This is a genomic window from Brenneria nigrifluens DSM 30175 = ATCC 13028, assembly GCF_005484965.1.
Lineage (GTDB): Bacteria > Pseudomonadota > Gammaproteobacteria > Enterobacterales > Enterobacteriaceae > Brenneria > Brenneria nigrifluens.
Genome location: NZ_CP034036.1, coordinates 1,623,172 through 1,647,744, shown reverse-complemented (window position 1 = coordinate 1,647,744; position 24,573 = coordinate 1,623,172). Strand labels below are relative to the sequence as shown.

At 58.2% G+C, this 24,573-nt stretch carries 19 protein-coding genes and 1 tRNA gene; 5 read left to right on the top strand and 15 right to left on the bottom strand.

Features of this window, described 5'->3' with window-relative positions:
* Window positions 1-54 precede the first annotated feature (54 nt).
* Window positions 55-130 (top strand) — tRNA-Asn (locus tag EH206_RS07525).
* 319 nt (window positions 131-449) lie between these two features.
* Here EH206_RS07525 and EH206_RS07520 read toward each other — a convergent pair.
* The 9 genes from EH206_RS07520 to dalD all read right to left on the bottom strand — a co-directional run bounded on the left by EH206_RS07520 (window position 450) and on the right by dalD (window position 12,190).
* The gene (locus tag EH206_RS07520) at window positions 450-803 is read right to left on the bottom strand and encodes a type II toxin-antitoxin system VapC family toxin (RefSeq protein ID WP_009112185.1); all 354 of its coding nucleotides are present in this window, start codon (window positions 801-803) and stop codon (window positions 450-452) included.
* A 434-nt stretch (window positions 804-1,237) separates the two neighbouring features.
* Window positions 1,238-1,519 (bottom strand): hypothetical protein, encoded by a 282-nt coding sequence (locus EH206_RS07510; RefSeq protein ID WP_136163984.1) that lies wholly within the window; start codon window positions 1,517-1,519, stop codon window positions 1,238-1,240.
* Window positions 1,520-1,979: 460 nt separating this feature from the next.
* Window positions 1,980-3,215 carry a winged helix-turn-helix domain-containing protein gene (locus EH206_RS07505; protein ID WP_009112184.1) on the bottom strand — a complete coding sequence of 412 codons (1,236 nt, stop codon included), beginning with the start codon at window positions 3,213-3,215 and terminating at the stop codon, window positions 1,980-1,982.
* 169 nt (window positions 3,216-3,384) lie between these two features.
* Window positions 3,385-5,067, bottom strand: a complete 1,683-nt coding sequence (locus EH206_RS07500) for a methyl-accepting chemotaxis protein (RefSeq protein ID WP_009112183.1) — start codon at window positions 5,065-5,067, stop codon at window positions 3,385-3,387.
* A gap of 620 nt (window positions 5,068-5,687) precedes the next feature.
* Complete coding sequence (locus EH206_RS07495) at window positions 5,688-6,566, bottom strand: ABC transporter permease (protein ID WP_050815642.1); 879 nt, start codon at window positions 6,564-6,566, stop codon at window positions 5,688-5,690.
* Between the two features lie 115 nt (window positions 6,567-6,681).
* The gene (locus EH206_RS07490) at window positions 6,682-8,181 is read right to left on the bottom strand and encodes a sugar ABC transporter ATP-binding protein (protein WP_009112181.1); all 1,500 of its coding nucleotides are present in this window, start codon (window positions 8,179-8,181) and stop codon (window positions 6,682-6,684) included.
* A gap of 47 nt (window positions 8,182-8,228) precedes the next feature.
* Window positions 8,229-9,188, bottom strand: coding sequence for a substrate-binding domain-containing protein (locus tag EH206_RS07485; RefSeq protein ID WP_009112180.1), 960 nt, complete (start codon window positions 9,186-9,188; stop codon window positions 8,229-8,231).
* 99 nt (window positions 9,189-9,287) lie between these two features.
* Complete coding sequence (gene xylB, locus EH206_RS07480) at window positions 9,288-10,757, bottom strand: xylulokinase (protein WP_009112179.1); 1,470 nt, start codon at window positions 10,755-10,757, stop codon at window positions 9,288-9,290.
* A 32-nt stretch (window positions 10,758-10,789) separates the two neighbouring features.
* Window positions 10,790-12,190: a D-arabinitol 4-dehydrogenase gene (gene dalD, locus EH206_RS07475; protein WP_009112178.1), complete on the bottom strand. Its 1,401-nt coding sequence runs from the start codon at window positions 12,188-12,190 to the stop codon at window positions 10,790-10,792.
* Between the two features lie 185 nt (window positions 12,191-12,375).
* Here dalD and EH206_RS07470 point away from each other — a divergent pair, with 185 nt between their 5' ends.
* Window positions 12,376-13,338 (top strand): sugar-binding transcriptional regulator, encoded by a 963-nt coding sequence (locus EH206_RS07470; RefSeq protein ID WP_009112177.1) that lies wholly within the window; start codon window positions 12,376-12,378, stop codon window positions 13,336-13,338.
* Between the two features lie 35 nt (window positions 13,339-13,373).
* Here EH206_RS07470 and EH206_RS07465 read toward each other — a convergent pair whose 3' ends face one another.
* From EH206_RS07465 to ssuC, 4 genes are read right to left on the bottom strand one after another with little or no spacing between them, the layout of a single operon-like run.
* A complete protein-coding gene (locus tag EH206_RS07465; protein ID WP_009112176.1) occupies window positions 13,374-14,315 on the bottom strand; it encodes a glycyl-radical enzyme activating protein in 942 nt (313 codons plus the stop codon).
* Window positions 14,316-14,367: 52 nt separating this feature from the next.
* On the bottom strand, window positions 14,368-16,857 hold the full coding sequence (gene hpsG / locus EH206_RS07460) for a (2S)-3-sulfopropanediol dehydratase (RefSeq protein WP_009112175.1): 2,490 nt from the start codon (window positions 16,855-16,857) through the stop codon (window positions 14,368-14,370).
* Window positions 16,854-17,657, bottom strand: coding sequence for an aliphatic sulfonates ABC transporter ATP-binding protein (gene ssuB, locus EH206_RS07455; RefSeq protein ID WP_009112174.1), 804 nt, complete (start codon window positions 17,655-17,657; stop codon window positions 16,854-16,856). The genes hpsG and ssuB overlap by 4 nt, the downstream gene beginning before the upstream one ends.
* A complete protein-coding gene (ssuC, locus tag EH206_RS07450; RefSeq protein WP_009112173.1) occupies window positions 17,654-18,445 on the bottom strand; it encodes an aliphatic sulfonate ABC transporter permease SsuC in 792 nt (263 codons plus the stop codon). The genes ssuB and ssuC overlap by 4 nt, the downstream gene beginning before the upstream one ends.
* 415 nt (window positions 18,446-18,860) lie before the next feature.
* Here ssuC and EH206_RS07445 point away from each other — a divergent pair, with 415 nt between their 5' ends.
* Genes EH206_RS07445 through EH206_RS07435 form a run of 3 tightly spaced genes read left to right on the top strand, consistent with a single transcriptional unit; the run spans window position 18,861 to window position 22,821 of the window.
* On the top strand, window positions 18,861-19,838 hold the full coding sequence (locus EH206_RS07445) for an aliphatic sulfonate ABC transporter substrate-binding protein (RefSeq protein ID WP_040343028.1): 978 nt from the start codon (window positions 18,861-18,863) through the stop codon (window positions 19,836-19,838).
* Complete coding sequence (sauS, locus tag EH206_RS07440; RefSeq protein ID WP_009112171.1) at window positions 19,835-21,268, top strand: acylating sulfoacetaldehyde dehydrogenase; 1,434 nt, start codon at window positions 19,835-19,837, stop codon at window positions 21,266-21,268. Before EH206_RS07445 ends, sauS begins: the two co-directional genes overlap by 4 nt.
* A complete protein-coding gene (locus EH206_RS07435; RefSeq protein ID WP_009112170.1) occupies window positions 21,265-22,821 on the top strand; it encodes an AMP-binding protein in 1,557 nt (518 codons plus the stop codon). Before sauS ends, EH206_RS07435 begins: the two co-directional genes overlap by 4 nt.
* 72 nt (window positions 22,822-22,893) lie before the next feature.
* Here EH206_RS07435 and tauC read toward each other — a convergent pair whose 3' ends face one another.
* Complete coding sequence (gene tauC, locus EH206_RS07430; protein ID WP_009112169.1) at window positions 22,894-23,733, bottom strand: taurine ABC transporter permease TauC; 840 nt, start codon at window positions 23,731-23,733, stop codon at window positions 22,894-22,896.
* Entirely contained in the window at window positions 23,730-24,530 is an 801-nt protein-coding gene (tauB, locus tag EH206_RS07425) for a taurine ABC transporter ATP-binding subunit (protein ID WP_009112168.1), read from the bottom strand. The genes tauC and tauB overlap by 4 nt, the downstream gene beginning before the upstream one ends.
* Window positions 24,531-24,573: the final 43 nt, after the last annotated feature.

The following is a 24,573-nucleotide window of genomic DNA, read 5'->3' as shown; positions in this document are numbered from 1 at the left end:
TTTGCCGTTGACAGCACCGCAGACGCCGGATATGATGCGCCCCGTTCACACGATTCCCCCGTAGTTCAGTCGGTAGAACGGCGGACTGTTAATCCGTATGTCACTGGTTCGAGTCCAGTCGGGGGAGCCATTTCTTGTTCTGTGGATGCCTACTGATGTTCACAGGTCATTGAAAGATGGATAAAAATCATCTTTCCACGCGCCAACGACTTCCACTGAAATCCACCGGTATCCGGTACTGTTAAGTCCATTATTAAGTCCATCGGAAAAAGGAAGGATTGCGTCCGCATTGTTGCTATTAGCCAGTGCGATTGGAAACCAGAATCCAGCTCTGACTTGTAATCAGGAGCGACGATTACGGCACTTTCCGATAGTCACATGTCCATATATGCTGGGTAAGATCAATTACCGATTAGGTGTAACTTTTATAAAATTGGCGAAAAAATCGATTATTTTATTATTCGACGTAATAAGGATAAGTTTTCATAATTAGCTTGAGCAATAAGCATTCTATTAAAAGGATCCTTGGATAAGGATTCCGGGAAATTCAACAGATTGAGAGAGTGTTCTCCTTTAACCGCTAGTTCCTTGAATCCATTATCAAACAGTCCTTTTCTTAACGCATCCGGGTTGATATTGAAATCGGGCTTATTTAACGCATACTTGATAGCGACTTCCCAAATACTGGCGGCACTGAAATAGAGTTCATTCTCGGCATCCTGAATAATATTTTTTTCCTCTTCCGTGAGGTGTTCTGAGCTATAAGCAAGAAAGAGAAAAATATTGGTATCAAGTAAATACATAATTCATATTTCCCTTCAAACATATCCTGTATTTCTGCGCCGTTCAGCTCATCAAAGTGATCAGGAACCGTTCCTTTGCCCTTCAGAAAATCCAGCTTACGTTTTGGCCTCTCTTCCGTGTAAGACACAACCTTTGCCAAAGTCTTGCCATTTCGCGCGATCGGGAATGATCGCGCGTACGCAGCATGTCGTTGTGATCAACTTGCCATGTCAACGCCCTCTGCCCGACCCGATCGATCTGACCGCCGCCCATCACTGGGTGTATGGATCCATCAATAGCCGTTGTGCCGTCTCGGCCGTGCACTCAGCGTCGGCGAGTACTAGCAGGCAAGTTTTCCCCGCTGTTCACAAGACATATGAGAACCCAATCCTGCTCCCAGAGACAGATCCAGGATACCCGGTCTCACCGGCCACAGGACAGATACAAACACATATCAGGGCTGAATATGTATAGCTTCCAATATGTCTTTAACATGATTTTTTGCGCGCCTAAGCAGTATAGGTTTTTCGCTTTCGTAATATTTAGTATATATCAATCGTTCTTTAATCTCCCGGTATGATTTTAAATGTGCGCGAAATTCTTCTCTTTCATCCGGACTCAAACATTTGATAACATTTTTAATAACGCTGAAGGGCACTTTTGCCGTCAAATTAAGCGTTCCAGCATCAAGCTCCCTATGCCTTGCCTCAAAAAACAATACTAAAGGTTCAACCACCTTATTTCTTTCTCTCTTCTGTTTGTTTTTTCTGTATATCAGAAAAAAAACATAAAACATGACAGCGAGAATACTAATAATATATATGTACAATGCCAGACCTCAATTATTATATTTATAAGTATATTAATTGTAGCAGAATTTATTCCGTAGTTCCAGACAGGTTTATTCTTATCCGATAGCGATTCTTGCCCCCAATTCAGTTCTATCCAAAATCGGAGACCTTATAATGTCGCATTTTTATATTCAACTTAAGAACATCATTATTTCAAACAAACCAATCCTGAAGCGCCCCCGGACGTCGGTTGCAAATACTGCCCCGAAATCGTGCTCTGATAGAGCAATATTACCAGAAACAGTCTTTTTCCCGGCGCATATCCTGTCGGACTAATCCCATTTCCTGTCCGGAGGGCGAATCATCATGGTTTTATCAGACTGTCGATAGTCGCTTTCTTTTCCATCATTCAGCGCCATCCAGCGACCAGCCGTTGCCCCATATTGAATGCAACACAGCGGGAATATGCCTTATAATGACTTTTTCCGCGCCGTGCCAGCGCGCACAGCGGCTGAATGCCCCGGTGAGATCCTTAATGCGTCGCGTAGTGATTTTTATTCCCTCTTCCAGATGCAGCGTTTTAATTTCAAACACCTCCTCTTGGCGATGGATTTTGGCATCCACCCGGCCTATCAGCTCACCGCGGTTTAATATCGGCAGGGTGAAATAACCGTACCGACGCCGCTCTTGCGGCGTATAGCACTCCAATCGATAGTCGAAGCCAAACAACGTCAGCGCGCGTTTTCTGTCCCATACCACAGGGTCAAAAGGTGAAAGCAGCGTGGTTACCGTGGAGCTTATCCGCCCCTGTAGCGCCTGTTGCAACAATGCGTACTGTGAGCGGTGTACATAATATTGCCCTTCCAGCCCGTCGACATTCACCGCAGTGAGCTCCCCGCTGTTCAGCAAGCGGGAAATAACCTCGCCGGTTTTAATACGCTTTAACCGGTAGTAATCGGCCAACCATTCGGCTTTGAAGAGACCGAGGCACTCGGCGGATCGGCGCAACATCTCAATTTCGGCTTGGTCCTGGGGCAAGGCCCGCGTGGCGTCGTCCCAGCCTGGCAATACGCGTTCGGCGAGATCATACACGCGATGAAAATTGCGCCGTTCCGCCACCATCAGTTTTCCGACGGTAAACAGCGTTTCAAGGTGTTTTTTATGCGGTTTCCAGTCCCACCAGCCGCTGGACGAGGGCCTATCCGTACTGAAATCGGCGGAGCGCACCGGTCCGTTTTCAGCGATATGGCTCAAAAGCGCGGTGATATCCTGTTGATGCGTTTCAAGCCATTGCTGTGAATATTTCCAACCCATTTTTTCAGGTTGCAGCATACGGTGGCGTAATAACGGGTAATCTTCGATGGGAATGAAACAGGCTTCATGCGCCCAGTACTCAAACAGTTTGCCTTCGGCCAGCATCTCTTCCAGCCAGGGAGTCGGATAATGTCCGAGGCGGCTAAAAAGCACCAGATAAGGGCTGCGCGCCACGACGCTGATGGTGTCGATTTGCAGCAACGCCATGTTTCTGATGGCGGAGAGGAGATCGTCCCGCACGGGTTTACGCTTTAAGGGATGCTGCAAATGTTGTGCGGCGAGGTGCAGATTACGCGCGGCGGAAAGAGGTATAACCGGTTGAGACATATCGGTATCCGTTGATGAGAATGCTACTACGGATATCAATAACATATTTTGGCCGGAGCGCCAATTTACGCGCTGAGGCCACGGTGAAACCGCGCGGCGCTGAAAATGCGCAGCACGGCGTTATCGAGCTTGATTGTCATCGCCGGCAGGGAGCCGACGGCGATTTTTATTAAAAAGTGGTCCAGTTCCCTTCGCCTGAGGCCGCTGATTTGCCGCCGACCGTCGCCGGTTTATGCTCCAGAGCGACAGAGGGGGCCGTAGCGGCGGAGGCTGGCTTGCCGGCCGCTGACGAACCACCGGATATTTGCTGTTCGCCCGTCAGCCGAAATACGCTTACTCCCCGCTCCAACTGCTCGGCCTGCTGTTGCAGCGACTGGGTGGCCGCCGCCGCCTCGTTTACCAGCGCCGCATTTTGCAGCGTGGTCTGCTCCATCTGGGTCACCGCCACATTCACCTGGTCAATCCCCAGTGACTGTTCCTGACTGGCCGCGCTGATTTCACTCACCAAATCGCTGACTTTGCGTACGCCGCCGACAATCTCCAGTATCGACGATCCGGCCTGTTCCACCAGCCGGTTGCCTGATTCCACGGTCTGCACCGAATGGTCGATCAGTTCCTTGATTTCCTTGGCCGCCGACGCGCTGCGCTGGGCCAGGCTGCGCACTTCGCTGGCCACCACCGCGAAGCCCCGGCCCTGCTCGCCGGCGCGGGCGGCTTCCACCGCCGCGTTAAGCGCCAGGATATTGGTCTGGAAGGCGATGCTGTCGATCACCCCGATTATGTCGACAATCTTCTTGGATGAGGTGTCTATCGCCCCCATGGTCTGCACCACTTCGCTTACCAACTGCCCGCCGGACTGGGCCTGACCGGCGGTGGACTGCGCCATCTGGTTGGCCTGTTTGGCGTTGTCGGCGTTCTGGCGCACGGTGGACGCCAGTTGTTCGATGGCGGCCGCCGTCTCCTGCAACGCGCTGGACTGCTCTTCGGTACGGCTGGAAAGGTCTAGGTTGCCCGCGGAGATTTGCGAAGACGCCCCGGCGATGGATGCCGCCCCCTGGCGCACCTCGCCGACGATGGTGCGCAGCCGTACGGTCATGTTCCGCAGGGCATGGAGCAACAGCGCGGTCTCATCCCGGCCTTCCGGACGCACCTCCTGGGTGAGATCGCCGTCGGCCACCGCATTGGTGATCCGCACCGCGTGTTCCAGCGGCCGCACGATGCTGCGGGTGAGCACCCAGGCCAGCAGCGAACCGGCGACCGCGATCAGCAGGCCGATAATGCCCAGAAAGAGATAACCGTTGCTGGCTCCTCGGGAAATATCCGAACCCAGTTGGTCGATGCTGGCGCGCTGGAAGTCGCGCAGGGCCTGCAGCGTATCCAGATAGTTACGCGCCGCCGGTCGGAAATCCTGCTCAAAAAGCGTTAAAGCCTGTTCAAGCTGTCCGCTCGACTTCACCGTGATGATAAGGTCGCGCACCTTGATATAGCTCTGACGAACCTCATTCAGCTTGTCGAACAACGCTTTCTCCTGCGGACCGGCGATCCGCCCGGCGAATTCGGCCTGCCGTTCGCTGGACCCCGTGCTGGCAACGGCGTTTTCCGCCGCGAACAGTTCGGATAACGCATCGTCGCTGCTGCGGGCAATGGCGGTGGTGCGTTGCACGCTGGCGCTGATAACGCCATACCAGTCCGTTACCAGCCGCTCCTTCTGCAACGGCTCCTGCATCATCTGGCGGGTACGTTGATCAATCTGATGCAGTTGATAGATACCGCAAGCCAACATCACCAGAGAAAAGACGATAAGCACGCCAAATCCCACCCCCAGCCGAATGCCGATTTTATAGTTCTTCACTTTCTCACTTCCCTCGTGTGGATAAGGCTTGCCCGATGCAAACCTTTGCGTTAATGCCGCGCGTATTGATTGCATCCGTTTAACATCAGTCATATCCCGGCTTGTAACGGGAGGTTGCCGCAGAGCTTGAGGTGCGTGGAAAATGATGCTTGTCAATCTTGTGAAACCGCATCGAACGAGCGGTTATGAAATCTTGCCGGCAGAGACCTCGCACTTCGGGTGAGCACATGCGCGTTATGACTGAAAAATATTTCTAACGCCTGTTATTTATCGGCTGACGGCAAAGGAAGTTTACGTTTATGATCGACAAAAACGATCAAAAATAACACTTTAATAGGTCAAGTAAATCAAATGGGTAATTTTGATCGTTAGATTCTATTTTGATCCGGTGATATATGCGGTTTCCAGCGCCATGCGAGCGTGGAAACAGAGAGGCGGCGAATAAATACGCTATCATGCGGGAGGCCGAGTTTAGCCGGTTTCGCTGTTCCGGCAGGGAAAACGCCATCCGGATTTATGCCCGGCGCGGGCAAGAGCGCGCCGGGGAAAATATTCCTGCTTCCATTGGCTGTCCGTCGCGTGCTCCGCCTGCACGCGCTGCGGCCCAGCCTGCGCTCTGTTTATGCCCGCGCCCGGGATTTAAAACTCTCCAGCATCACGGCGACGATAATGATCACCCCTTTTACCACCTGCTGGTTATAGCCGGATATATTCATTAAATTCATCAGGTTGGAAATAATGCTCAGGATCAGCACGCCGATAATGGTATTGACCACCGTGCCGCGTCCTCCCGCCAGGCTGGCGCCGCCCACCACCACCGCGGCGATCACGTCCAGCTCAAAGCCGATGGACATCACCGGCGACCCCACGCCGGTGCGGGTGGAGGCCAGCACGCCGGCCAGGCCGCACGCCAGTCCGCTCAGGGCGTAGACGGCGAATTTGTACCAATCCACCCTGACGCCGGCAAAGCGGGTGGCGGTTTCATTGGAGCCGATGGACACCACCAGACGGCCAAACACCGTGTAGCGATAAACAAAATGCGCCAGCAGCGCAAAGGCGATAAACACATAGACCGGCAGCGGCAATCCCAACAGGTAGCCGGTGCCGAAATTCACATAGGACACATCGTCAATAAAAACCGGCTGCCCCTTGGCGGCGATCAGCGCCACGCCGCGGGCGATGGTCATCATGGCCAGCGTGGCGATAAACGGGGCGATATTGAAAAAGGTCACCAGACTCCCGGCGGCGGCCCCCACCAGCGTGGCGATGCCGGCGCCGGCGATTATCGCCGGCATCACCCCGATTTCCGGGATCAGCAGCGCCACCGCCACCGAGACCAGCGCCATAATCGACCCCACGGAGAGGTCGATGCCGCCGGTCAGGATCACGAACAGCATGCCGATGGCCGCCAGCCCGAGCGGCACGCTCTGCCTTAAGACATTGGTAATATTCTCCGGCGTGTAAAAACGGTCGGATAAAAAATTGGCCACGATCAACATGACGAAAAACACCAGCAGCGTCGAGTTGTTGGCAAAAAAATGCAGCGTCTTGCTTCGCAATGCGAAATCGGTGTTTTTGGTCGGGACTTTTACCGTTTCCATAATCTTTCCTCAGCTACGCTAAAGCACGTTTGGGTATGGCGAAGCGCATAATGTTCTCTTCGGTGATCTGGTCGCCGTGCAGTTCGGCGGTGATGGTTCCTTCGCTCATCACGTACACCCGATGAGCCAGGGAGATGACCTCGATCATCTCCGAAGAAATCACAATAATGGCGTAGCCCTTTTCGGCTAATTCATGAATCACGTTATAAATTTCCACCTTGGCGCCGACATCCACGCCGCGGGTAGGTTCGTCAAGGATCAGCAGATCGCATTCGGTGGCCAGCCATTTGGCGATCACCACTTTTTGCTGGTTCCCGCCGCTGAGGCTGGAAATAGGATCTTCCACCGAACCCAATTTAATCGACAGCCGCTGACGCGACTGTTCGCTGAGCGCCCGCTCGCGGCGGTAATTTAAAATGCCGAAGCGATAACAAACGCGTTTTAAATTCGATAACGTCATATTCTCCCGGATGGGCCGGGATAGAATGGCGCCCTGCTCTTTGCGGCTCTCCGGCACCAGACCGATGCCCTGGCGCATGGCGTCGGCGGGATGGCGCACGGCGATCTCCCTGCCGTTTTTCACAATCCGTCCGGCGGTCATACGGTCCAGGCCGAACAGACAGCGGGAAATTTCCGTGCGCCCGGAGCCCACCAGCCCCGCCAGGCCGACGATTTCGCCTTTTCTGGCGCTGAGATTGATATCTTTCAGCAGCGACTTGGTGGACATGCCGTAGACCTCAAGCACGGTTTCTTGCCGGGGAACGTTTTTCGGCGGATAAAGATTTTCGAATTTACGCCCCACCATGCTGGAAATAATGTCATCTTCGGTGCAGGTGGCGGGGTCCAGGTCGGTCACCGTTTCGCCATCCTTGATCACCGTAATCGCGTCGGCGATGGCGAATATCTCCTCCAGACGGTGGGAGATATACAGAATGGTCACCCCCTGGCCTTTCAGCAGTTTTAGCTGGCCGAACAGGATATCGATCTCGCGGTGCGACAATACCGCCGAGGGTTCGTCCAGGATCAAGATCTTCACGTCCCTGGCCAGCGACTTGGCGATTTCCACCATTTGCTGGTAGGCGACGCTCAGGGAACCGAGCCGTGCCGTGGGGGGGATATGAAAGCCCAGATTGGATAATACCCGGGCGGCCTTCTGGTTCATTTTTTTCCAGTTGACCAACCGGCCGCCGAAGCCGAGATCGCCGAGGAAAATATTCTCCGCCACGGTGAGGTCCGGGGCCAGCGCCAGCTCCTGGTAAATAATGCCGATATGATTTTCCCGGCTCTGCTTCGGCGACGTGAAGTGGACCTCTTTGCCATTGATGTGGATGGTTCCGCCGTCCTTGATATAGATGCCGGACAGAATCTTCATCAGGGTGGATTTACCGGCGCCGTTTTCTCCCACAATGGCGTGGATACTGCCCCTCTTCACTTGCAAATCGATGTTTTTCAGCGCATGGACGCCGCCAAAACTTTTTTTAACCTGCTCGATAACCACCGCATACTGGTCCATGAAAATACCTCATTTTCAGCCCCCCTGGTTCGCCAGGGGGAAGCGACTTAGAAAAGCGATTCAGGATCGTAGACTTTCTTTACGTTATCTTTGGTGATCAGTACGGTGGGGGTATAGACGTAATCCGGGAACTCCTTATTGCCCGCCTGGTATTTAGCGATGATATCCAGCACGGTGGCCGTCAGGGTGTTGGGGTTGTTGGCGGCCGTCGCCTGCAGGTCGCCGCGCTCCACGGCTTCCAGCCCTCTTTTATAGCCGTCATGGGCGAAGACTTTTACCTCCTGCAGCTTATTGGCCCCTTTTAACGACAGTATCGCCCCCAGCGCCATATCATCCATTTCGCTGTAGACGCAGTTAATCTTGCTGCCGTGGGCGACGACGATATCCTCCATCGCTTTCAGACCGCCCTGCTGATCCCAGTTGCCCCAGCCCTGGCTGACGATGGTCAGGTTGGTCTGGTTATATTTGCGCAACTGGGCTTCCATCACCCCGCGGATAAAGTTGGAGCGCCGGGCTTCGCCCACCAGATTCCCCTGGTTGCCGCTGATCAGCACGCAGTTCATCGGCTTGTTGCCGAATTGCTCCACCGCATATTCGCCGATGGCGATATTGTTTCTGGCGTTGTTGGCCTGGACGCGGGTAATCACCGGCGCATCCAGGGAAATATCGCTATCGAGAATAACGGTGGGAATGCCCGCGCGTTTGGCGATTTGGGTAATGCGCAGGCCCGCTTCGGGATCCTGCGGATTCAACACCAGATAATTAATCCCCTGGGAGATCATATCTTCAACGTCCGAAATCTGCTTGGTCAGATCCCCGCGCGCATCGGTGGTAATCAGATCGTAGCCGCGCTCTTTGGCATGGATCTTCATATATTCGGTCAGCCCGTTGAAAAAGGCGCCGTTAAGGGTGCGGTTGGCAAAACCCACTTTGATTTTATCTTCGGCGTGGGCGGAAACCGTAACTGCTGCTGCGGCCAGAAGAAGACCCGCTAATACTTTTTTCATCTGTCTCTTTCCTTCTCTTTTTGCGATGGGGTAGACGTCAGGTAGGGCGAAGCCGTCTACTTCTTATGGTATTTGCCGCCGGTCGGGAAGCCCCAGGGGCTATTGAACCCTTGTCCTGGCCTCCACCTGCTGACGGTAAAACAGCCGGTAACGGGCTAAACGGCCGCGCAGCCGTTCGGCCCGCTCGCCGCCGGCGGTAAAACGGCTATCGATCGCCGGTTTGGCGCACACCTGCGCCTCATCGCCGCCAGCCGCCAGCCAGCCGAGGCGCGCGGCGCCCAATGCGCCGCCGGCCGCGCCGTCCCGGTGCGTCACCACCGGGATATCCATCACGTCGGCAATCAGCTGCGCCCACCAGGGACTGCGCGCGCCGCCGCCGATCAGCGAAAACTGTTCGATGCGGCTGCCGGCCTGCTTCATCACCTCCAGACCGTCGACCAGGCCGAAGGCGACGCCCTCCAGCACCGCATAGGCCAGCGCGGCGCGCTCGGTGGAGTGCGTCATGCCGTGGAAGGAGCCGCTGGCGATAGGGTCGTTATGGGGAGTACGTTCGCCGGAAAGATAGGGCAGGAAGATCGGCGCCCGCAGTTGCTCGTCCTTGCTCAGCTCGGCCACTTCCGCCAGCAGGGTGGGTTCATCGGTACGCAAAATGCGGCACAGCCAGCGCAGGGCGCTGGCCGCGGTAAGCATGACGCTCATCTGGTGCCAGCGCTGCGGCAGGGCATGGCAGAACGCATGCACCGCCGACTGCGGATTGGGGCGAAAACTTTCGTTGACCACAAAAATCACCCCGGAGGTGCCCAGGGAGATAAACGCGTCGCCGCTGTTCACCGCCCCAATCCCCACGGCGCTGGCGGCGTTATCCCCGCCGCCGCCGGCGACGATGACCGTTTCCGCCAGCCCCCACTCGCGGGCCACATCCGCCTTCAGGCGGGCGGAAGGCGCGGAGCCCTCCACCAGCGCGGGCATATGGTCACGCGTCAGACCGCAGGCTTGCAGCAGCGCGTCCGACCAGTCCCGTTGGGCGACGTCCAGCCACAGGGTTCCCGCCGCATCGGACATGTCGGAGACTTTCTCGCCGCTCATCATCAGGCGCAGATAATCCTTCGGCAACAGCACGGTGTTGATGCGAGCGAATAGTTGCGGTTCGTGTTTAGCCACCCACAGCAGCTTGGGGGCGGTAAAACCGGGCATCGCCAGATTACCGGCGATGCGATGCAGTTCCGGCGCCCGCGCGGTCAGTTCGTCGCACTCCGCGGCGCAGCGGGTGTCATTCCACAGGATGGCCGGTCGGAGAACCCGATCGGCTGCATCCAGCAGCACCGCTCCGTGCATCTGCCCGGACAGGCCGATGCTGCGAATGCCCGGCCAGATATCCCCATGGCGGGCGCGTAACCGGCCGATGGCCCGGTTGGCGGCCGCCCACCACTGGGCCGGGTCCTGTTCCGACCACTGCGGGTGCGGCCGCTGTACGGTCAGCGCTTCGCCTTCGCCGGCGACCAGCGTCCCCGCGTCGTCGATAATGACGATTTTTATCTCCGAGGTGCCTAAATCAAGACCGAGATACATAATCGCTCCCTCTGGGTTAAGGTAGGGTGAAATTAATGGCTGACGGCCAGCGGCGCATTGGCCCGCGCCCAGGCATCAAGCCGGGCAACGGTCTCGCGCAGCAACTGTTCGAACTCCTCTTTGGCGGCCAGCGGCCCGAACAGCTTCTCATCGCGCGCGTAGCCGGCGAGGGGATCGGCCGAAGCGAACATGGCGTGGGTCGCCGCCTCATCCAGAATGCCGTCCTGATAGGCGTACGGCAGCGTTCCCTCATGCCAGCGGCGCATAAAGATAAAAAACAGCGCCGGCAGCGCCGCGCTGGCCCTGGGCTGTTGGCCGCGGGCGTAGCACTCGATCAGCGTCGGGGTGATAAATCCTGGAATTTTGGAAAACCCGTCGGCCGCCACCCGCTGGTTGGTGTCGCGGATATAGGGGTTGCCGAATCTTTCCAGCACCACGTCGCGGTATTGGCCGAGATCCAGCGGACTGGGGGCCAGCGACGGGATCACATCCTCGGTCACGTAGTCATAGGCCATCCGGCGGATAGCGTCGGTGCCGGTGCTTTCATGGATATAGGACTGGCCGATCAGCGTGCCGGCCCAGGCGATGCAGCTGTGGCTGGCGTTGAGGATGCGGATTTTCGCCTCTTCATAGGGCGCCACCGAATCCACCATCTCGACGGCGACGTTTTCCAGCGCCGGGCGCCCGGCGATAAAGTTATCCTCCACCACCCACTGGATAAAGGATTCCCCCATCACCGGCGCCCGGTCGTCCACCCCCAGCTTTTCTTTGACGCGGGCGGCGATATCGGCGGCCGGACGCGGCGTAATGCGGTCGACCATGGTGTTCGGCGTGGTGGTATGGCCGTTCACCCAGGCCAGTAAATCGCCCTCGCCCTGCAGGGTCAGAAATTCGCTCAGCCCGTCGTGGAAACGTTCGCCGTTGTGGCGCACATTGTCGCAGCTCAGCAGCGTGACCCCGCCGCTGTTCCGCGCCCGGCGGGTACGGAGAATATGCGCGACGGCGCCGTAAATGGTGCGCACGCCGCCCTGCAGATCGGCCTGGATATCGGCGTTTGATTGATCCAGCCTGAAATGGGTGTCGAGGTAATAGCCGCCCTCGGTCACGGTAAAGGAGATAACGCGCGTTGCGGCGTCGGCGCCCTGCTCAACCAGCGCCGACAGCTGCGGGTCCCAGGGGATAATGGCGCGCAGAGAGGTGATTTTTTCATAGCTGCGCTCCCCGGCCGGCGTTACGGTTTCCAGGACGTATTCTCCATTTTGTTGCGCCAGGGTCTCCAGCAGCGGATTGGCGTCGTCACGAATATTGCCCAGCGCTATCGACCAGCGTAGGTCGCCCTGCAGCAACAGGCGGTGCAGATACCAGGCCTGATGCGCGCGGTGAAATGAACCGGCGCCGATATGCATCCAGGTAAAGTGCTCTAAGGTGGTCATAATATCTATTACCTCGCAACAGGATGATGAGCATAAGCTCACAAAATGAGTAATTGCCTGGGAAAAGAGCATAGTTGAATAATAGCCCAATGAATGAGCTTTAGCTCACATATCGCAAATGAGCGATTTACCCGCCTGTCGCCGGCGGGTTATAGTTTTGACACTGCTAAAAGTGAGTACCATCAATGAGTAAAACCGATAGGAAATTGGATCACGCCGCGCGGGCCGCCTGGATGTATTACGTGGCGGGCAAAACCCAGCATGAGATCGCCGAGCTATTGGGGGTTTCCCGCCAGGCGGCCCAGCGGCTGGTGGCGCTGGCCTCCGAGCACGGCCTGGTCAGGGTGAATATCACGCATCCGGTCGCCGACTGCACGGCATTGTCCCAGCAGTTGGCCCATCATTTTCGCCTGTCGACCAGCCTGGTGGTGCCCTCCGCCGGTATGGACAGCGCCAGCCTTAATAAGATGATCGCCGTGGCCGGCGCCGAGCTGATGGCGCAGTTTATCCACCGGGAATCCCCGCAGGTCATCGCCGTGGGTTCGGGACGGGCGCTGCGCTCCACCATCAACGAGCTGCCGCAAATCGATCGCCCCCAGCACAGCTGCGTATCGCTTATCGGCGCCATCGCCGCGGACGGTTCCTGTACCCGTTACGACGTCCCGCTGTGGATGGCGGAGAAAACCCAGGGCAAATACTTTATTTTGCCGGCGCCGTTATTCGCCGACAATCTGACGGATAAAGAGCTGTGGTGTAATCACCGCATCTATCGCATGGTCACCGAGAAAGCGGCGCAGGCGGACGTCACCTTTATCGGCATCGGCCAGATGAACTATCACTGTCCGCTGCATTACGACGGTTTTATCACCACCGAAGAAGTGGAGAGCCTGACCGCGGCGGGGGTGACGGCGGAGATCGTGGGACACTTTATCGGCGCCGACGGCCAGCGGGTGCCGAGCGCGATGGACGACCGCCTGACCAGCGTCACCATCAGGCAATACCCCGAAAAACCGGTTATTGCCTTTGCCGGCGGGGAGGAGAAGTTCCGCGCCATTCAGGCGGTGCTGCGCGGCGGCTGGATAACCGGCCTGGTCACCGATGAAGATACCGCCACAAAACTGTTGGCCGCTCCAGCGCGCACTCTTTAAAGGCCGCGCAGCCTCCCGGCGCAAATCGGCCCCGCTCACCCGGCCGGCACGCCATAGCGCGCGCCGCAGCGCATGGCGGCATGCCGGATAATATCGGCGGCGCCGTTATTCTCAAGCCGTTGCTCGTCGGGAAAATAGTCCCGGCCCAGCAGGCGGTACTTGTCGCTGCCTAAACGGTGATAAGGCAGGATTTCATAGCTGACGCGCGGCAGCGACAGCACAACATCGACGATTTGGTCGATATCCTCCCGCGTAGCGTTAAATCCCGCAATCAGCGGGGTGCGGACATGAATGGGCAGGTCGGGAAATTCCCGGCGCAGCCGCAGCAGATTGTGCAGGATGCGCCGGTTGCCGCGCCGCGTAAAGCGGCGGTGCCGTTGGTCGTTCAGGCTTTTCACGTCAAAGTAGACGGCGTCGGTGTAAGCGGCCAGCGCGCGCAATACCGACCAGTTCCCTTCCCCGCAGGTCTCCAGCAGCGTATTGATATGATGTTTCTTCGCTTCCCGCAACAGCGCCAGCGAAAAGTTCCCCTGCATCAGCGGTTCGCCGCCGCTCAGCGTTAAGCCGCCTCCGGAGCGCAGATAAAAAATCGCGTCGGACTCGACGATATCCAGCACCTGGCGTACCGTCATCCGCTCGCCGAAGTGGTGCAAAGCCCGCGTCGGGCAAGGAGCGACGCATTGCAGACAGTTCGAGCAGCGGCGGCGATCGATCCGCACCTCCCCCACGGGCGTGTAAGCCAGCGCCGCCGCCGGGCATTGATGCTCGCACAGGCCGCAGGCCGTGCGCCCCAGACACTTGCGCCCGTCAACGGCGATTTCCGGCCTGCCGTGCTGGGATTCGGGATTACTGCACCATGCGCAGCGCAGCGGGCAGCCCTTGAGAAACACCAGGGTGCGGATGCCCGCGCCGTCATGCAGGGAGTAGCGCTGGGTATTAAACACCCAGCCGGTGGGCTGTTCAGCAGGAAGCGGCATAGTTTATTTACCGTAATCGGGCGGCGGATAATGCAGCCGCGACGGCATGCGCCTAGAACATTTCATGACCGGTGCGGGCGATCAGATCGTCCTGTAAATCCGGCGACAAATCGGTGAAATAGGCGCTGTAGCCGGCAATGCGCACAATCAGCCCCCGATAGCGTTCCGGATCGGCCTTGGCCGCCAGCAGGGTTTCGCGGTTGATCACGTTAAATTGCACGTGCCACAATTTCAGGTCGCACCAGGCGCGGATCAAATCGCACAGTTTCCGCGTGCCCGTCTCCCCGGCGACGACGGACGGAGTGAATTTGATATTCAGCAGGCGCGCCGCCCGCTCGCGGAACTGATAGTTTTTAGTCTGATAATTCGACAGCAGCACCGCCGTCGGCCCTTTGGCGTCGCATCCCTGAGACGCCGAGGAGCCGTCCGACAGCGGCATCCAGGCTTTACGGCCGTTTGGCGTGGCATGCACCACCTTGCCGAACGGCACGTGGGAGGTGAACGGCACCAGCCGCAGATCGAGATGCACCCCCAGGGTTTGCGAATACTGCCGGGTGAATTCCAGGCAGACCTTATCCAGCGCCTTGCCGATATCGTCGGCGTAGGGATCGTTGTTGCCGTATTTGGGCGCGTTCATCAGCAGGGCGCGCAGCACCTGATGATGTTCGAAATTGTTTTCCAGCGCCGCCAGCAATTGCCGCATGGAGATGCGCCGCTCTTCGTAGACCAGCTTTTTAATCGCCGCCAGCGAATCAATTACCGTGCCGTAGCCCATAAATTCGAAGTAGCCTAAATCAATCCCGCCCTCAATCACCGGCTGATGAATATCTTTGCAGGCGTCCATGGCTAAATCATGCAGCGCCGTTCCCAGCGGCCAGGCAAAATGCCTGGCGCGCAAATCGATGATGATCTTTTGCTGAATAAAGGCGTGACGCAGAAAATTGATATGCTGGCGGAGATAGGCCTGCCAGAACGCCTCCCAGGTGGGGAAATCCAGCGGATCGCCGGTTTCCAGCCCCAGCAGTTCGCCGCCGTAGCGCTGCATCCGTCCGTTATACAGCGTCATTTCCAGCGCCGCCGGGAAATTGATATAGGCGCAGGGGCTGGTATAGGTATCAAGGTTCGGCATCCGGCATTCGGCGCAGCCGGAAACCGCATAGTCATAGGCCTGCTCGAACCCGGCCCCTTTGGAGAGCAATAAGGGGACCACCTCTTCGTCATTGATCAATTTAGGAAAGCCGGTGCCTTCTTTAATCGTCTGCGCAATATCGTGCAGGAAACGCGCCGGCGTGCGGTTGTGAATACGGGCGGCCAGATCCGGATAATGCAGCGGGAATTCGCGTTTGGAGCGTAAAAACAGGTGCGACAAGGGGTTGGTGGCATCCATGCCCTGCGGCGTCTGCCCGCCGATGGTCACCGCCTCCCAGTGGGCATAGCCTTCGTTAAAGGCGCCGCCGGTGGGCGAAATATATAAATCCACAAACTGCGCCATGGCGACCCACATGCAGGAGAGCCATTCCAGCGCCTGTTCGTCATTCAATATCCCCTGCTCAACGTCGCGCTGATAATAAGGGAAAAGATACTGGTCCATACGACCGTTGGAAATAATGGTGCCGGTTTTCTGCTCCAGACGGGAAAAAAGCTGGGTAAACCACTGCGCCTGCAGCGCATCGCGGAAGTCGCGCGCCGGATGCTCCGGCACCCATTCACAGCGTTCGGCGATCTCCAGCAGCTCCTGCCGCCGCCGGGGGTTATTCTCTTTTTGCGCCAGCGTTGCGGCAAGCCGCGCATGACGCTGCGCCCACAGCACGACGGCGTCGGCGGCGATAATAATCGCCTGTAGGAACGGCGCCTTCTCCACGTTATCGACCGGATTAAACGGGTCCAGCTGCGCCAGGCGCTGCTCGGCGTCCTGCCGGATGCCTTTGAAACCGCGCTTCAATACCTTTTCATAATCATGCACCCATTGAATGGAGGAGCGAAAAGAGGAGGTTTCATTGACGATAAAGCGCGAAGTCTGGCGATCGGCGGGGTCGTAAGTCAGGCGCAGCGTCTCTTCCGGCAGCGCCTGGGATAAATGCTCATGGTAGGTTTTACCCTGCCAGTAGGGGGTGATCTCCTCGCGGATCACCGCGCTATCCTGCTTATCGATGATAAACGGCGATTCCCGCCGCGCGGGAAGCTGGCTGATGGCGGCGTCGAGAAAATCCCCGTCCAGTTCGGGATAGAGAATGCCATAGCGCCCCGGTTTACCGGCGCGGCCGACGATCAGCTGTTCATCGTCGATATACACGGTGATGTTCTGCGCGATGTGATACATCGCCTTCGCCCAGCGCAGAATCAGCAATTGCCCTTCGGTGGCGCGCATCGACTCGGTGAAATAGCGGGCACGCTCAACGTCGATGGCGGGTTTTCCCTGCAGGATGTCGGCCAATATGCGCTCGGTTCGCCGCGAACCGCCCGCGTCGTCCCGCGGGGGCGTATCCTGGGAGTGTAAAAGACGCGCCTCCTGCGGGCTTAATATCAGCGTTTCCTCACTCATTGCCGCCCCTCGTGGTACTTGAGGCCGCTATCCGCTTCGTCCCCGGCGCGCTTCTCGTCATGGCGATTAAAGATATGTTCCAGAATTTCCTGCTCCAGCGCCGCCAGGCGGGCCTGCCCGCGCTGACGGGGCCTAGGCAGATCGATCTGCAAATCCAGGCCGATATTTCCCTGTTCGATAAGGATCACCCGATCGGCGATGCCGACCGCTTCGCTGACGTCATGGGTCACCAGCAACACGGTAAACCCCTGTTCCAGCCACAGGCTTTCAATCAACTGCTGCATTTCAATGCGCGTCAGCGCATCCAGCGCGCCCAGCGGTTCATCCAGCAACAGCAGACGCGGGCGATGAATCAGCGCCCTGGCCAGCGCCACGCGCTGTTTCTGGCCGCCGGAGAGCGCCGCCGGCCAGTCGTTTTCCCGACCGGACAGCCCCACCGCCTCCAGCGCTTCCCGCGCCTTGGGCTTCCAGTCGCCCTTCAGGCCGAGGCCGATATTTTCAATCACCGTTTTCCACGGCAGCAGTCTGGCATCCTGAAACATCAGACGGATATCCTGCTGCAATTGATGCAGCGGCTGATTGCCCGACAGCAGCCGCCCCGAACTGGGTTTCTCCAGCCCGGCCAGCAGCCGCAGCAGCGTGCTCTTGCCGCAGCCGCTGCGCCCGACCACCGCAATAAACTGTCCGGCGGGGATCTGCAGGTCCAGGTTATGCAATACGGATCGCTGATTAAACTGTTTATCGAGCCGCTGCGTAACCAGCGGAATGCCCTGATTAACGGCGTAAATACGAGCGCTCATGCCGCACCTCCGACAGATTGATACGAGGGATGCCAGCGCAGCCAGCTGCGTTCCAGCAGGCGGGCGGCGACGTCAGCCAGTTTGCCGAGCACGGCGTACAGAATAATCGCCATCACCACCACGTCGGTTTGCAGAAACTCGCGGGCATTCATCGCCAGATAGCCGATCCCGGAGCTGGCGGAAATGGTTTCCGCCACAATCAGCGTCAGCCACATCAATCCCAGCGCAAAGCGCACGCCGACCAGAATGGACGGCAGCGCGCCGGGAAGGATCACCTGACGAAACAGCGAGAAACCGGAGAGCCCGTAATTACGCGCCATCTCCACCAGTCCGGCATCCACATGCCGCACTCCGTGATAGGTGTTCAGATAGATAGGGAAGAAGGTGCCCAGCGCCACCAGGAAAATCTTGGCGGATTCATCAATGCCGAACCAGAGAATAACCAGCGGGATCAGCGCCAGATGGGGGACATTACGCACCATCTGCACCGTACTGTCGATCAGTAAGGCGCCGAAGCGCGACAGTCCGGTAATCAATCCCAGCAATAACCCGATGCCGCCGCCGATGCCGAACCCCACCGCCGCCCGCCAGCTGCTGATCGCCAGGTGTTGCCATAGCTCGCCGCTGTAGGCCAGCGTCCAGCCAGCTTTAAGCACCGCGCCCGGCGCCGGCAAAATGCGGGTGGACAACCAGCCGGCCGTCACCGCCCCTTGCCAGACGGCGATCAACAGTAGCGGAATCAGCCAGGGGGTCAGGCGTGTCGCCGTCGATTTAATCCATACGTTCATCGTCGATTTAATGCACCATAAAATAGGAAACCGTAATGCATCCTAATATTTATCAAACGGTAGTCTGAAATACCCGTTACTAATAAGGATAGAAATTATTTGTCTAACATCTAATCGCGGTGCGCAGAGGTTTGCCATTTACGTATCGGCTTGAAAATTAAGAAAGAGTAATATCGTCGATAAATCAATACGCAACCATCGCGCAGCAATAATTCCGAAACTCAATCTATTGTTTTTCATTTATTTTACTCTATCGACAATATCATCTTTGCTATGCACAAAATGATATTAAGATATTCACCTAGGTGAAAAATCAGCAATAAAAAGATAAATATCATCTTTGACAGTATAGAGAATTTTCTAAAGCATACCCCTTGTTTTTCTTATTTCCGCTCACTTGATGGGGTATCTTTTTATGTCGCGATTATATTGGGTTAATCTCCGCCTGACCGCACTGATTCTGTTGCTATTATTGCTCTTTACGCTCCCGCCGGCTCAGGCGGAATCAACCCTGCGTCTCGGCTACCAAAAATCGTCCACCCTGTTGACCATCCTCAAACTGCAAGGCGAGCTGGAAAAAACCTTAAATCAGCAGGGGGTGAAAGTTACCTGGCATGAGTTCTCCAGCGGGCTGCCGTTGCTGGAAGCGCTTAATCTGGGCAATGTGGATATTTCCGCCGATGTGGCGGACACCGTGCCGGTATTTTCCCAGGCGGCCGGCGCCAGGCTGACCTATTTTGCGCTGGAAACCCCTTCTCCCGCGGCTCAGGCGATTCTGGTGCCGGAGCATTCCCCGCTAAAAAACCTGGCGGAGTTAAAGGGCAAACGCATCGCCGTCACCAAAGCGGCGGGCAGCCATTACCTGTTGATTGCCGCCCTGGCCAAGGCCAATCTCTCTTTTAAAGACATTACGCCGGCCTACCTGACGCCGGCGGACGGCCGGGCGGCGCTGGAAAGCGGCAATATCGACGCCTGGGTAACCTGGGAACCCTTTGTCTCCAGCGCCATCGTTCAGCAACGGGCGCGGGTTCTGGCCGATGGCAAAGGACTGGCCAGCTATCAGCGCTATTATCTTGCCTCCACGGATTACGCCGGCCGGCATCCGGAAATTCTTAATATCATTTATCAGCAACTGGAAAAAACCGGCCAGTGGGTGAAAGCCAATCCCGACCAGGCCGCCGCGCTCTTGGGGCCGCTATGGGGAAATCTGGACGTTGATACGGTCAAACTGGCCAACGCCAACCGCACGTATCAGGTAAAACCGGTGACGCACGACGGCCTGAGCGAACAGCAGCATATCGCCGACGCCTTTTTCAAGGAGGGACTGCTGCCCAAACGCATCGATGCGCAGGACGTCGCCATCTGGCATCCTACCTCGGGTCTCAGTAAATGACCGCCGACCGCTCTCGATGTCAGACAACCCCCACGGAGAGCGACGCGGCGGTAAACCAGCTGGTAAAACGCGCGCGCGACGCCCAGCAACAGATCGATCATTACCAGCAACGGCAAATCGATCGGGTGGTGGACGCGCTGGCGTGGGCCATTATCCATCCCGAACATAACCAGGCGCTGGCGACCCAGGCCGTTGCGGATACCGGCCTGGGCGATATCAACGATAAAGTGGCGAAGAATTCCCGTAAAACCATCGGCCTGCTGCGCGATCTTCAGGGAAAGCGCAGCGTCGGGGTCATCAATGAGATAGCGGAAAAAGGGATTATCGAGATCGCCCGGCCGGTGGGGGTCGTGGCGGCGATTACCCCCTCCACCAACCCGGTCGCCACGGTTATCAACAACATCATCAACGCCGTCAAATGCCGCAACGCCATTATTATCGCCCCCTCCCCCGCGGCGGCTAAGGTGTGCGCCCGCATGCTGGAGTATATCCACCACGAGCTGGATTTTGTTCAGGCGCCGCGCGATCTGGTGCAGATGCTGCCGATGCCGGTCAATCGCCGCCAAACGGAGGAGTTGCTGCAACAGGCCGATCTGGTGGTCGCCACCGGTTCACGGAAAAATATCGCCGCGGCGGCGCAAAGCGGCACGCCGGCCTTTGGCGTCGGCTCCGGCAACGTCGCCAGCATCATTAGCGAAAGCGCCGATATCGAGAGCGCCGCCGCCCATATCGCGGCCTCCAAAACCTTCGACAACGCCACCAGCTGTTCGTCGGAAAATAGCCTGATCGTTCCGGCGGCGGTTTATCGGCAAACCGTGGCGGCGCTGATCAGGCAAGGCGGCGTGCTGTTAAGCGCGGCGGAAAAGCAGCAGCTCCGGCAGGCGCTGTGGTCGGCGGGGAAACTGGCCCGCGATAGCATTGCCCGCCCGGCAGGACGGCTGGCGGAAATCGCCGGACTGGCGCGTGCGGAATGCCGTCAAGCGCGTTTTCTGCTGGTGGAGGAGCAGGGAATCGGCCCGCAGTTCCCCTTTTCCGGCGAAAAGCTTGCCCCGGTATTAACCCTGTACCAGGTTGACGATTTTCACCATGCCTGTGAGACGGTAAAAGAGATCTACCGCTGGCAGGGCGCCGGCCACTCCGTGGGCCTGCATACCCGTGACGAGCGCGAGGCGTTGCAGGCCGGGCTTTCGCTGCCGGCCAGCCGGGTGATCGTCAATCAGGGGCACTGTTTCGCCACCGGCGGCAACTTCAATAACGGCCTGCCCTTTACCCTGACGCTGGGCTGCGGCACCTGGGGCAAAAATCATTTCTCGGATAATCTCAACTATCGTCATTTTTTTAATCGGGTCAGCATCGTCTCGCCGATAGCGGAACAGGTTCCGACGCTGGAGGACGTGCTGGGCGATTATTTGCAGAGGCGCTACCGATGAGCGCGCCATTGGCGACGTTACAGGATAGCTTACTGCGCCAGGCCGCCGAGCGCCCGGACGCACGCTTTATTCTGGCCGCGGAATCGACCGATACCCTGAGTTTCGCCCAGCTATTACACAGCGCAGTCACCACGGCGCAGTGGTTGCAGGCGCAAGGCTGCCGGCCGGGGGATAAAATCGCCTTTCTGCTGAGCGGCGGTTTTGATACCGTCAGGCTGGCGCTCTCTCTGATGCTGGCGGGATATGTGGTGGTGCCGCTTAATCTGCTGGCGACCGATGAGACGCTGGAGTGGATTATCCCCCACAGCGACGCGCGCATTATTTTTACCGCCCGGCAGTTCGCGCCCCGTTTGCGGGACATCGCGCGGCGGCTTCCCTCACCCGGCCCCGCCATCGTCACCGAGGAGCGGTGGCCCGCCGCGCCGCAGGCGTTATCTGCGCCCCCGGCGGCGCTTTACCGGGCGGCGCCGGCGCATCCGGCGTTATTGATGTACACCTCCGGCACCACCGGCAGGCCCAAAGGGGTGCTGCTCAGCCATGCCAATCTGTTCGCCGCCGCGCGGGAAATCAGCCGCTGGCATCGGCTTGGCCCCGAGGATCGGCTGCTGAGCGCCCTGCCGGTTTATCATATTAACGGCTGGGTTATCGGCACCCTGGTTCCGTTGTTTTCAGGGGGCAGCCTGGTCGCCATGGGGCGCTTTTCCGTCTCCGCCTGGTGGCAAACCGTCAGCAAACATCGCTGCACCTGGCTGAACCTGGTGCCCACCATGATCGCCTTTTTATTGAACGCCCCCGGCGGCGCGCATCGCTATCCGCAGGTGAAATTCGCCCGCTCGGCGTCCGCGCCGCTGCCGCAAACCCACCATCAGCAGTTTGAACGGCGTTTCGGCATCCCGGTGATTGAGGGCATGGGGATGACGGAGTCCGCTGCGCTGGTTTTCTGCAACCCCCACGACGAGCGGGTATACGGCAGCGTCGGGCTGCCCTGCGGCGTTCAGGCGGCGGTGGTCGATGCGCAGGGAGAGCGATTGGCGGATAACCGCGTGGGAGAAATCATGCTGCGCGGCGCCAGCGTGATGAACGGCTACTACCAGGATGCCGCGCAGACCGCCGCGGCCATCCGGGACGGCTGGCTGCGTACCGGTGATTTAGGCTACCGCGATGATAACGGCTTCTATTTTATTACCGGCAGGCTGAAGGAGCTGATTATCAAAGGCGGCGAAAATATCGCGCCGCGGGAAATCGACGATGTGCTGGCCAGGCACCCGGCGGTGATGGAAGCCGCCGCGTTCGCCATTCCCGACGCCCACTACGGACAGGAAATCGCCGCCGCCATCGTCCTGAAGGCCGGTTATCCGCTGGATGAAGCGGCGCTGCGCGAATGGTGCCGCCGGAAACTGGGGAAATACAAAACCCCGCACGCTTTCCATGTGGTCGACAATCTGCCGCGCGGCGCGTCCGGGAAAATTCAGCGTCTCAAGCTGGGGGAACAGCTGGCATTGACCGCGCCGGGTACGCTTCTGCCTCATAACAAGTCAGGTAGCCAACGATGAGCAAACGGCCGGAAAATATAAGCAACCTTATTGTGGATAACGCGCTGAAAATCGCCCTCGCCGACTACGGCGTCAGGCTGTCTGACCGTGCCAGGGAGCCAGTTTGCGTTGCAGATAACGCAGCCCGATCTCCATCACCACCGCAACGATGGCAATAACGAAAATCCCCAGGATCACCACATCGGTGACCAGAAACTGTGAGGCCGCCTGCACCATAAACCCCAGTCCCTGCGTGGCGGCCACCAGCTCCGCCGCCACCAGGGTTGACCAGCCGACGCCCAGCCCGATGCGGATCCCGATCAGAATATCCGGCAGCGCGCCGGGAAAAATCACATAGCGAATCAGCTGCCACGGCGTCGCGCCCAGCGTCTGGGCGGCGCTGACTCTGGCGGGATCCGCGCTGCGCACGCCGCCGGCGGTGGCGATAACCACCGGCGCCAGAATAGCCAGGTAGATCAACAGCACTTTGGAAAACTCGCCGATGCCGAACCAGATCACAATCAGCGGCAAATAGGCCAGCGGCGGGATGGGCCGGTAAAACTCGATAAGCGGATCAAATATCCCGCGGGCAATCCGGCTGCGGCCGATGGCGACCCCCAGCGGGATGGCCGTCAGCAGCGCCGCCAGCAACGCCAGTCCGATACGTTGCAGGCTGGCGTATAAATGGTGCCACAGGGTGGAGTCCATATATCCCACCGTCGCCAGTTGCCACAGCCGTCGCAAAACCGCGCCGGGAGAAGGAAGAAACAACGGCTCAATCAGATTAAGGCGGGTGACCAGCCACCACGCCAGCAGCAGCGCCGTCACGCTGAAAGCGCTGATAACCATCAGCGGCAGCGGTTTTTTAGCGCCGGGTAGGGGCGGTTTTCCAGCGTTGTTTTGCCGCGTCGCCGCGTTATCAAGGGCGCTCATGATTTCCCCTCCTCGTGGTTTGCAAACTGTTCACGGTCGGCAAACACGCGGGAGAGCACATACTCCCGCGATTCAATAAACAGCGGATCGGATTTTATCGCCCTGGCGCTCTCGCCGCCGGCGTAACGGGTGCCAAACTCCAGCTTCAGGTGCTCGACGATGCGTCCGGGATGGGGCGACATGACGATCAGATCGGTGGCGAGGAAGATCGCCTCTTCAATATCGTGGGTAATCAAAAAAACCGGCTTGGCCGCTTTTTGCCACACGGTGAGCAACAACTCCTGCATCTGCTCGCGCGTAAAGGCATCCAGCGCACCAAAAGGCTCGTCCAGCAGTAAAATGCGCGGGTCGGCCGCCAGCGCCCGGGCAATCCCCACCCGCTGCCGCTGTCCGCCGGAAAGCTGCCACACCGCCCGGCGGTCATACCCGGTCAGCCCGACCTGCGCCAGCAGCCTGCGGGCTTTCTGTTCACGTTCAGCCCTGGGCACGCCGGCCAGTTGCAGCCCGAAAGCCACATTGCCCAGAACGTCCTGCCAGGGCAGCAGAACGTCATGCTGGAAAACCACCCCGCGCTCCGGCCCCGGCCCGCTGATGGCCGCGCCATCAAGCGAGATGGCCCCGGCGACCGGCTGAATAAACCCGGCGATCAAATTAAGCAGCGTGGTTTTTCCACTGCCCGACGGCCCCAGCGCCACCATCAGCTGGCCGGCGGACAGCGTCAACGAAATATCTGCCAGCACCGGCCGTTCGGTAGCGCTGTATTGCGCGCTAACCTGTTCAAGTTTCAGTAATGTCATCAGTGTATCCGCTGGCAAATCATCCCGCGTGCGGCGGCAGGCG

Coding starts and splice junctions, on each gene's coding strand:
- EH206_RS07520 (WP_009112185.1), bottom strand. CDS start 803: ATGTATTTACTTGATACCAATATTTTTCTCTTTCTTGCTTATAGCTCA.
- xylB (WP_009112179.1), bottom strand. CDS start 10,757: ATGTATCTCGGTCTTGATTTAGGCACCTCGGAGATAAAAATCGTCATT.
- sauS (WP_009112171.1), top strand. CDS start 19,835: ATGACCGCCGACCGCTCTCGATGTCAGACAACCCCCACGGAGAGCGAC.
- EH206_RS07445 (WP_040343028.1), top strand. CDS start 18,861: ATGTCGCGATTATATTGGGTTAATCTCCGCCTGACCGCACTGATTCTG.
- hpsG (WP_009112175.1), bottom strand. CDS start 16,857: ATGAGTGAGGAAACGCTGATATTAAGCCCGCAGGAGGCGCGTCTTTTA.
- EH206_RS07465 (WP_009112176.1), bottom strand. CDS start 14,315: ATGCCGCTTCCTGCTGAACAGCCCACCGGCTGGGTGTTTAATACCCAG.
- EH206_RS07435 (WP_009112170.1), top strand. CDS start 21,265: ATGAGCGCGCCATTGGCGACGTTACAGGATAGCTTACTGCGCCAGGCC.
- ssuB (WP_009112174.1), bottom strand. CDS start 17,657: ATGAGCGCTCGTATTTACGCCGTTAATCAGGGCATTCCGCTGGTTACG.
- tauB (WP_009112168.1), bottom strand. CDS start 24,530: ATGACATTACTGAAACTTGAACAGGTTAGCGCGCAATACAGCGCTACC.
- dalD (WP_009112178.1), bottom strand. CDS start 12,190: ATGACCACCTTAGAGCACTTTACCTGGATGCATATCGGCGCCGGTTCA.
- ssuC (WP_009112173.1), bottom strand. CDS start 18,445: ATGAACGTATGGATTAAATCGACGGCGACACGCCTGACCCCCTGGCTG.
- EH206_RS07490 (WP_009112181.1), bottom strand. CDS start 8,181: ATGGACCAGTATGCGGTGGTTATCGAGCAGGTTAAAAAAAGTTTTGGC.
- EH206_RS07505 (WP_009112184.1), bottom strand. CDS start 3,215: ATGTCTCAACCGGTTATACCTCTTTCCGCCGCGCGTAATCTGCACCTC.
- EH206_RS07485 (WP_009112180.1), bottom strand. CDS start 9,188: ATGAAAAAAGTATTAGCGGGTCTTCTTCTGGCCGCAGCAGCAGTTACG.
- tauC (WP_009112169.1), bottom strand. CDS start 23,733: ATGAGCGCCCTTGATAACGCGGCGACGCGGCAAAACAACGCTGGAAAA.
- EH206_RS07470 (WP_009112177.1), top strand. CDS start 12,376: ATGAGTAAAACCGATAGGAAATTGGATCACGCCGCGCGGGCCGCCTGG.
- EH206_RS07495 (WP_050815642.1), bottom strand. CDS start 6,566: ATGTTGATCGTGGCCAATTTTTTATCCGACCGTTTTTACACGCCGGAG.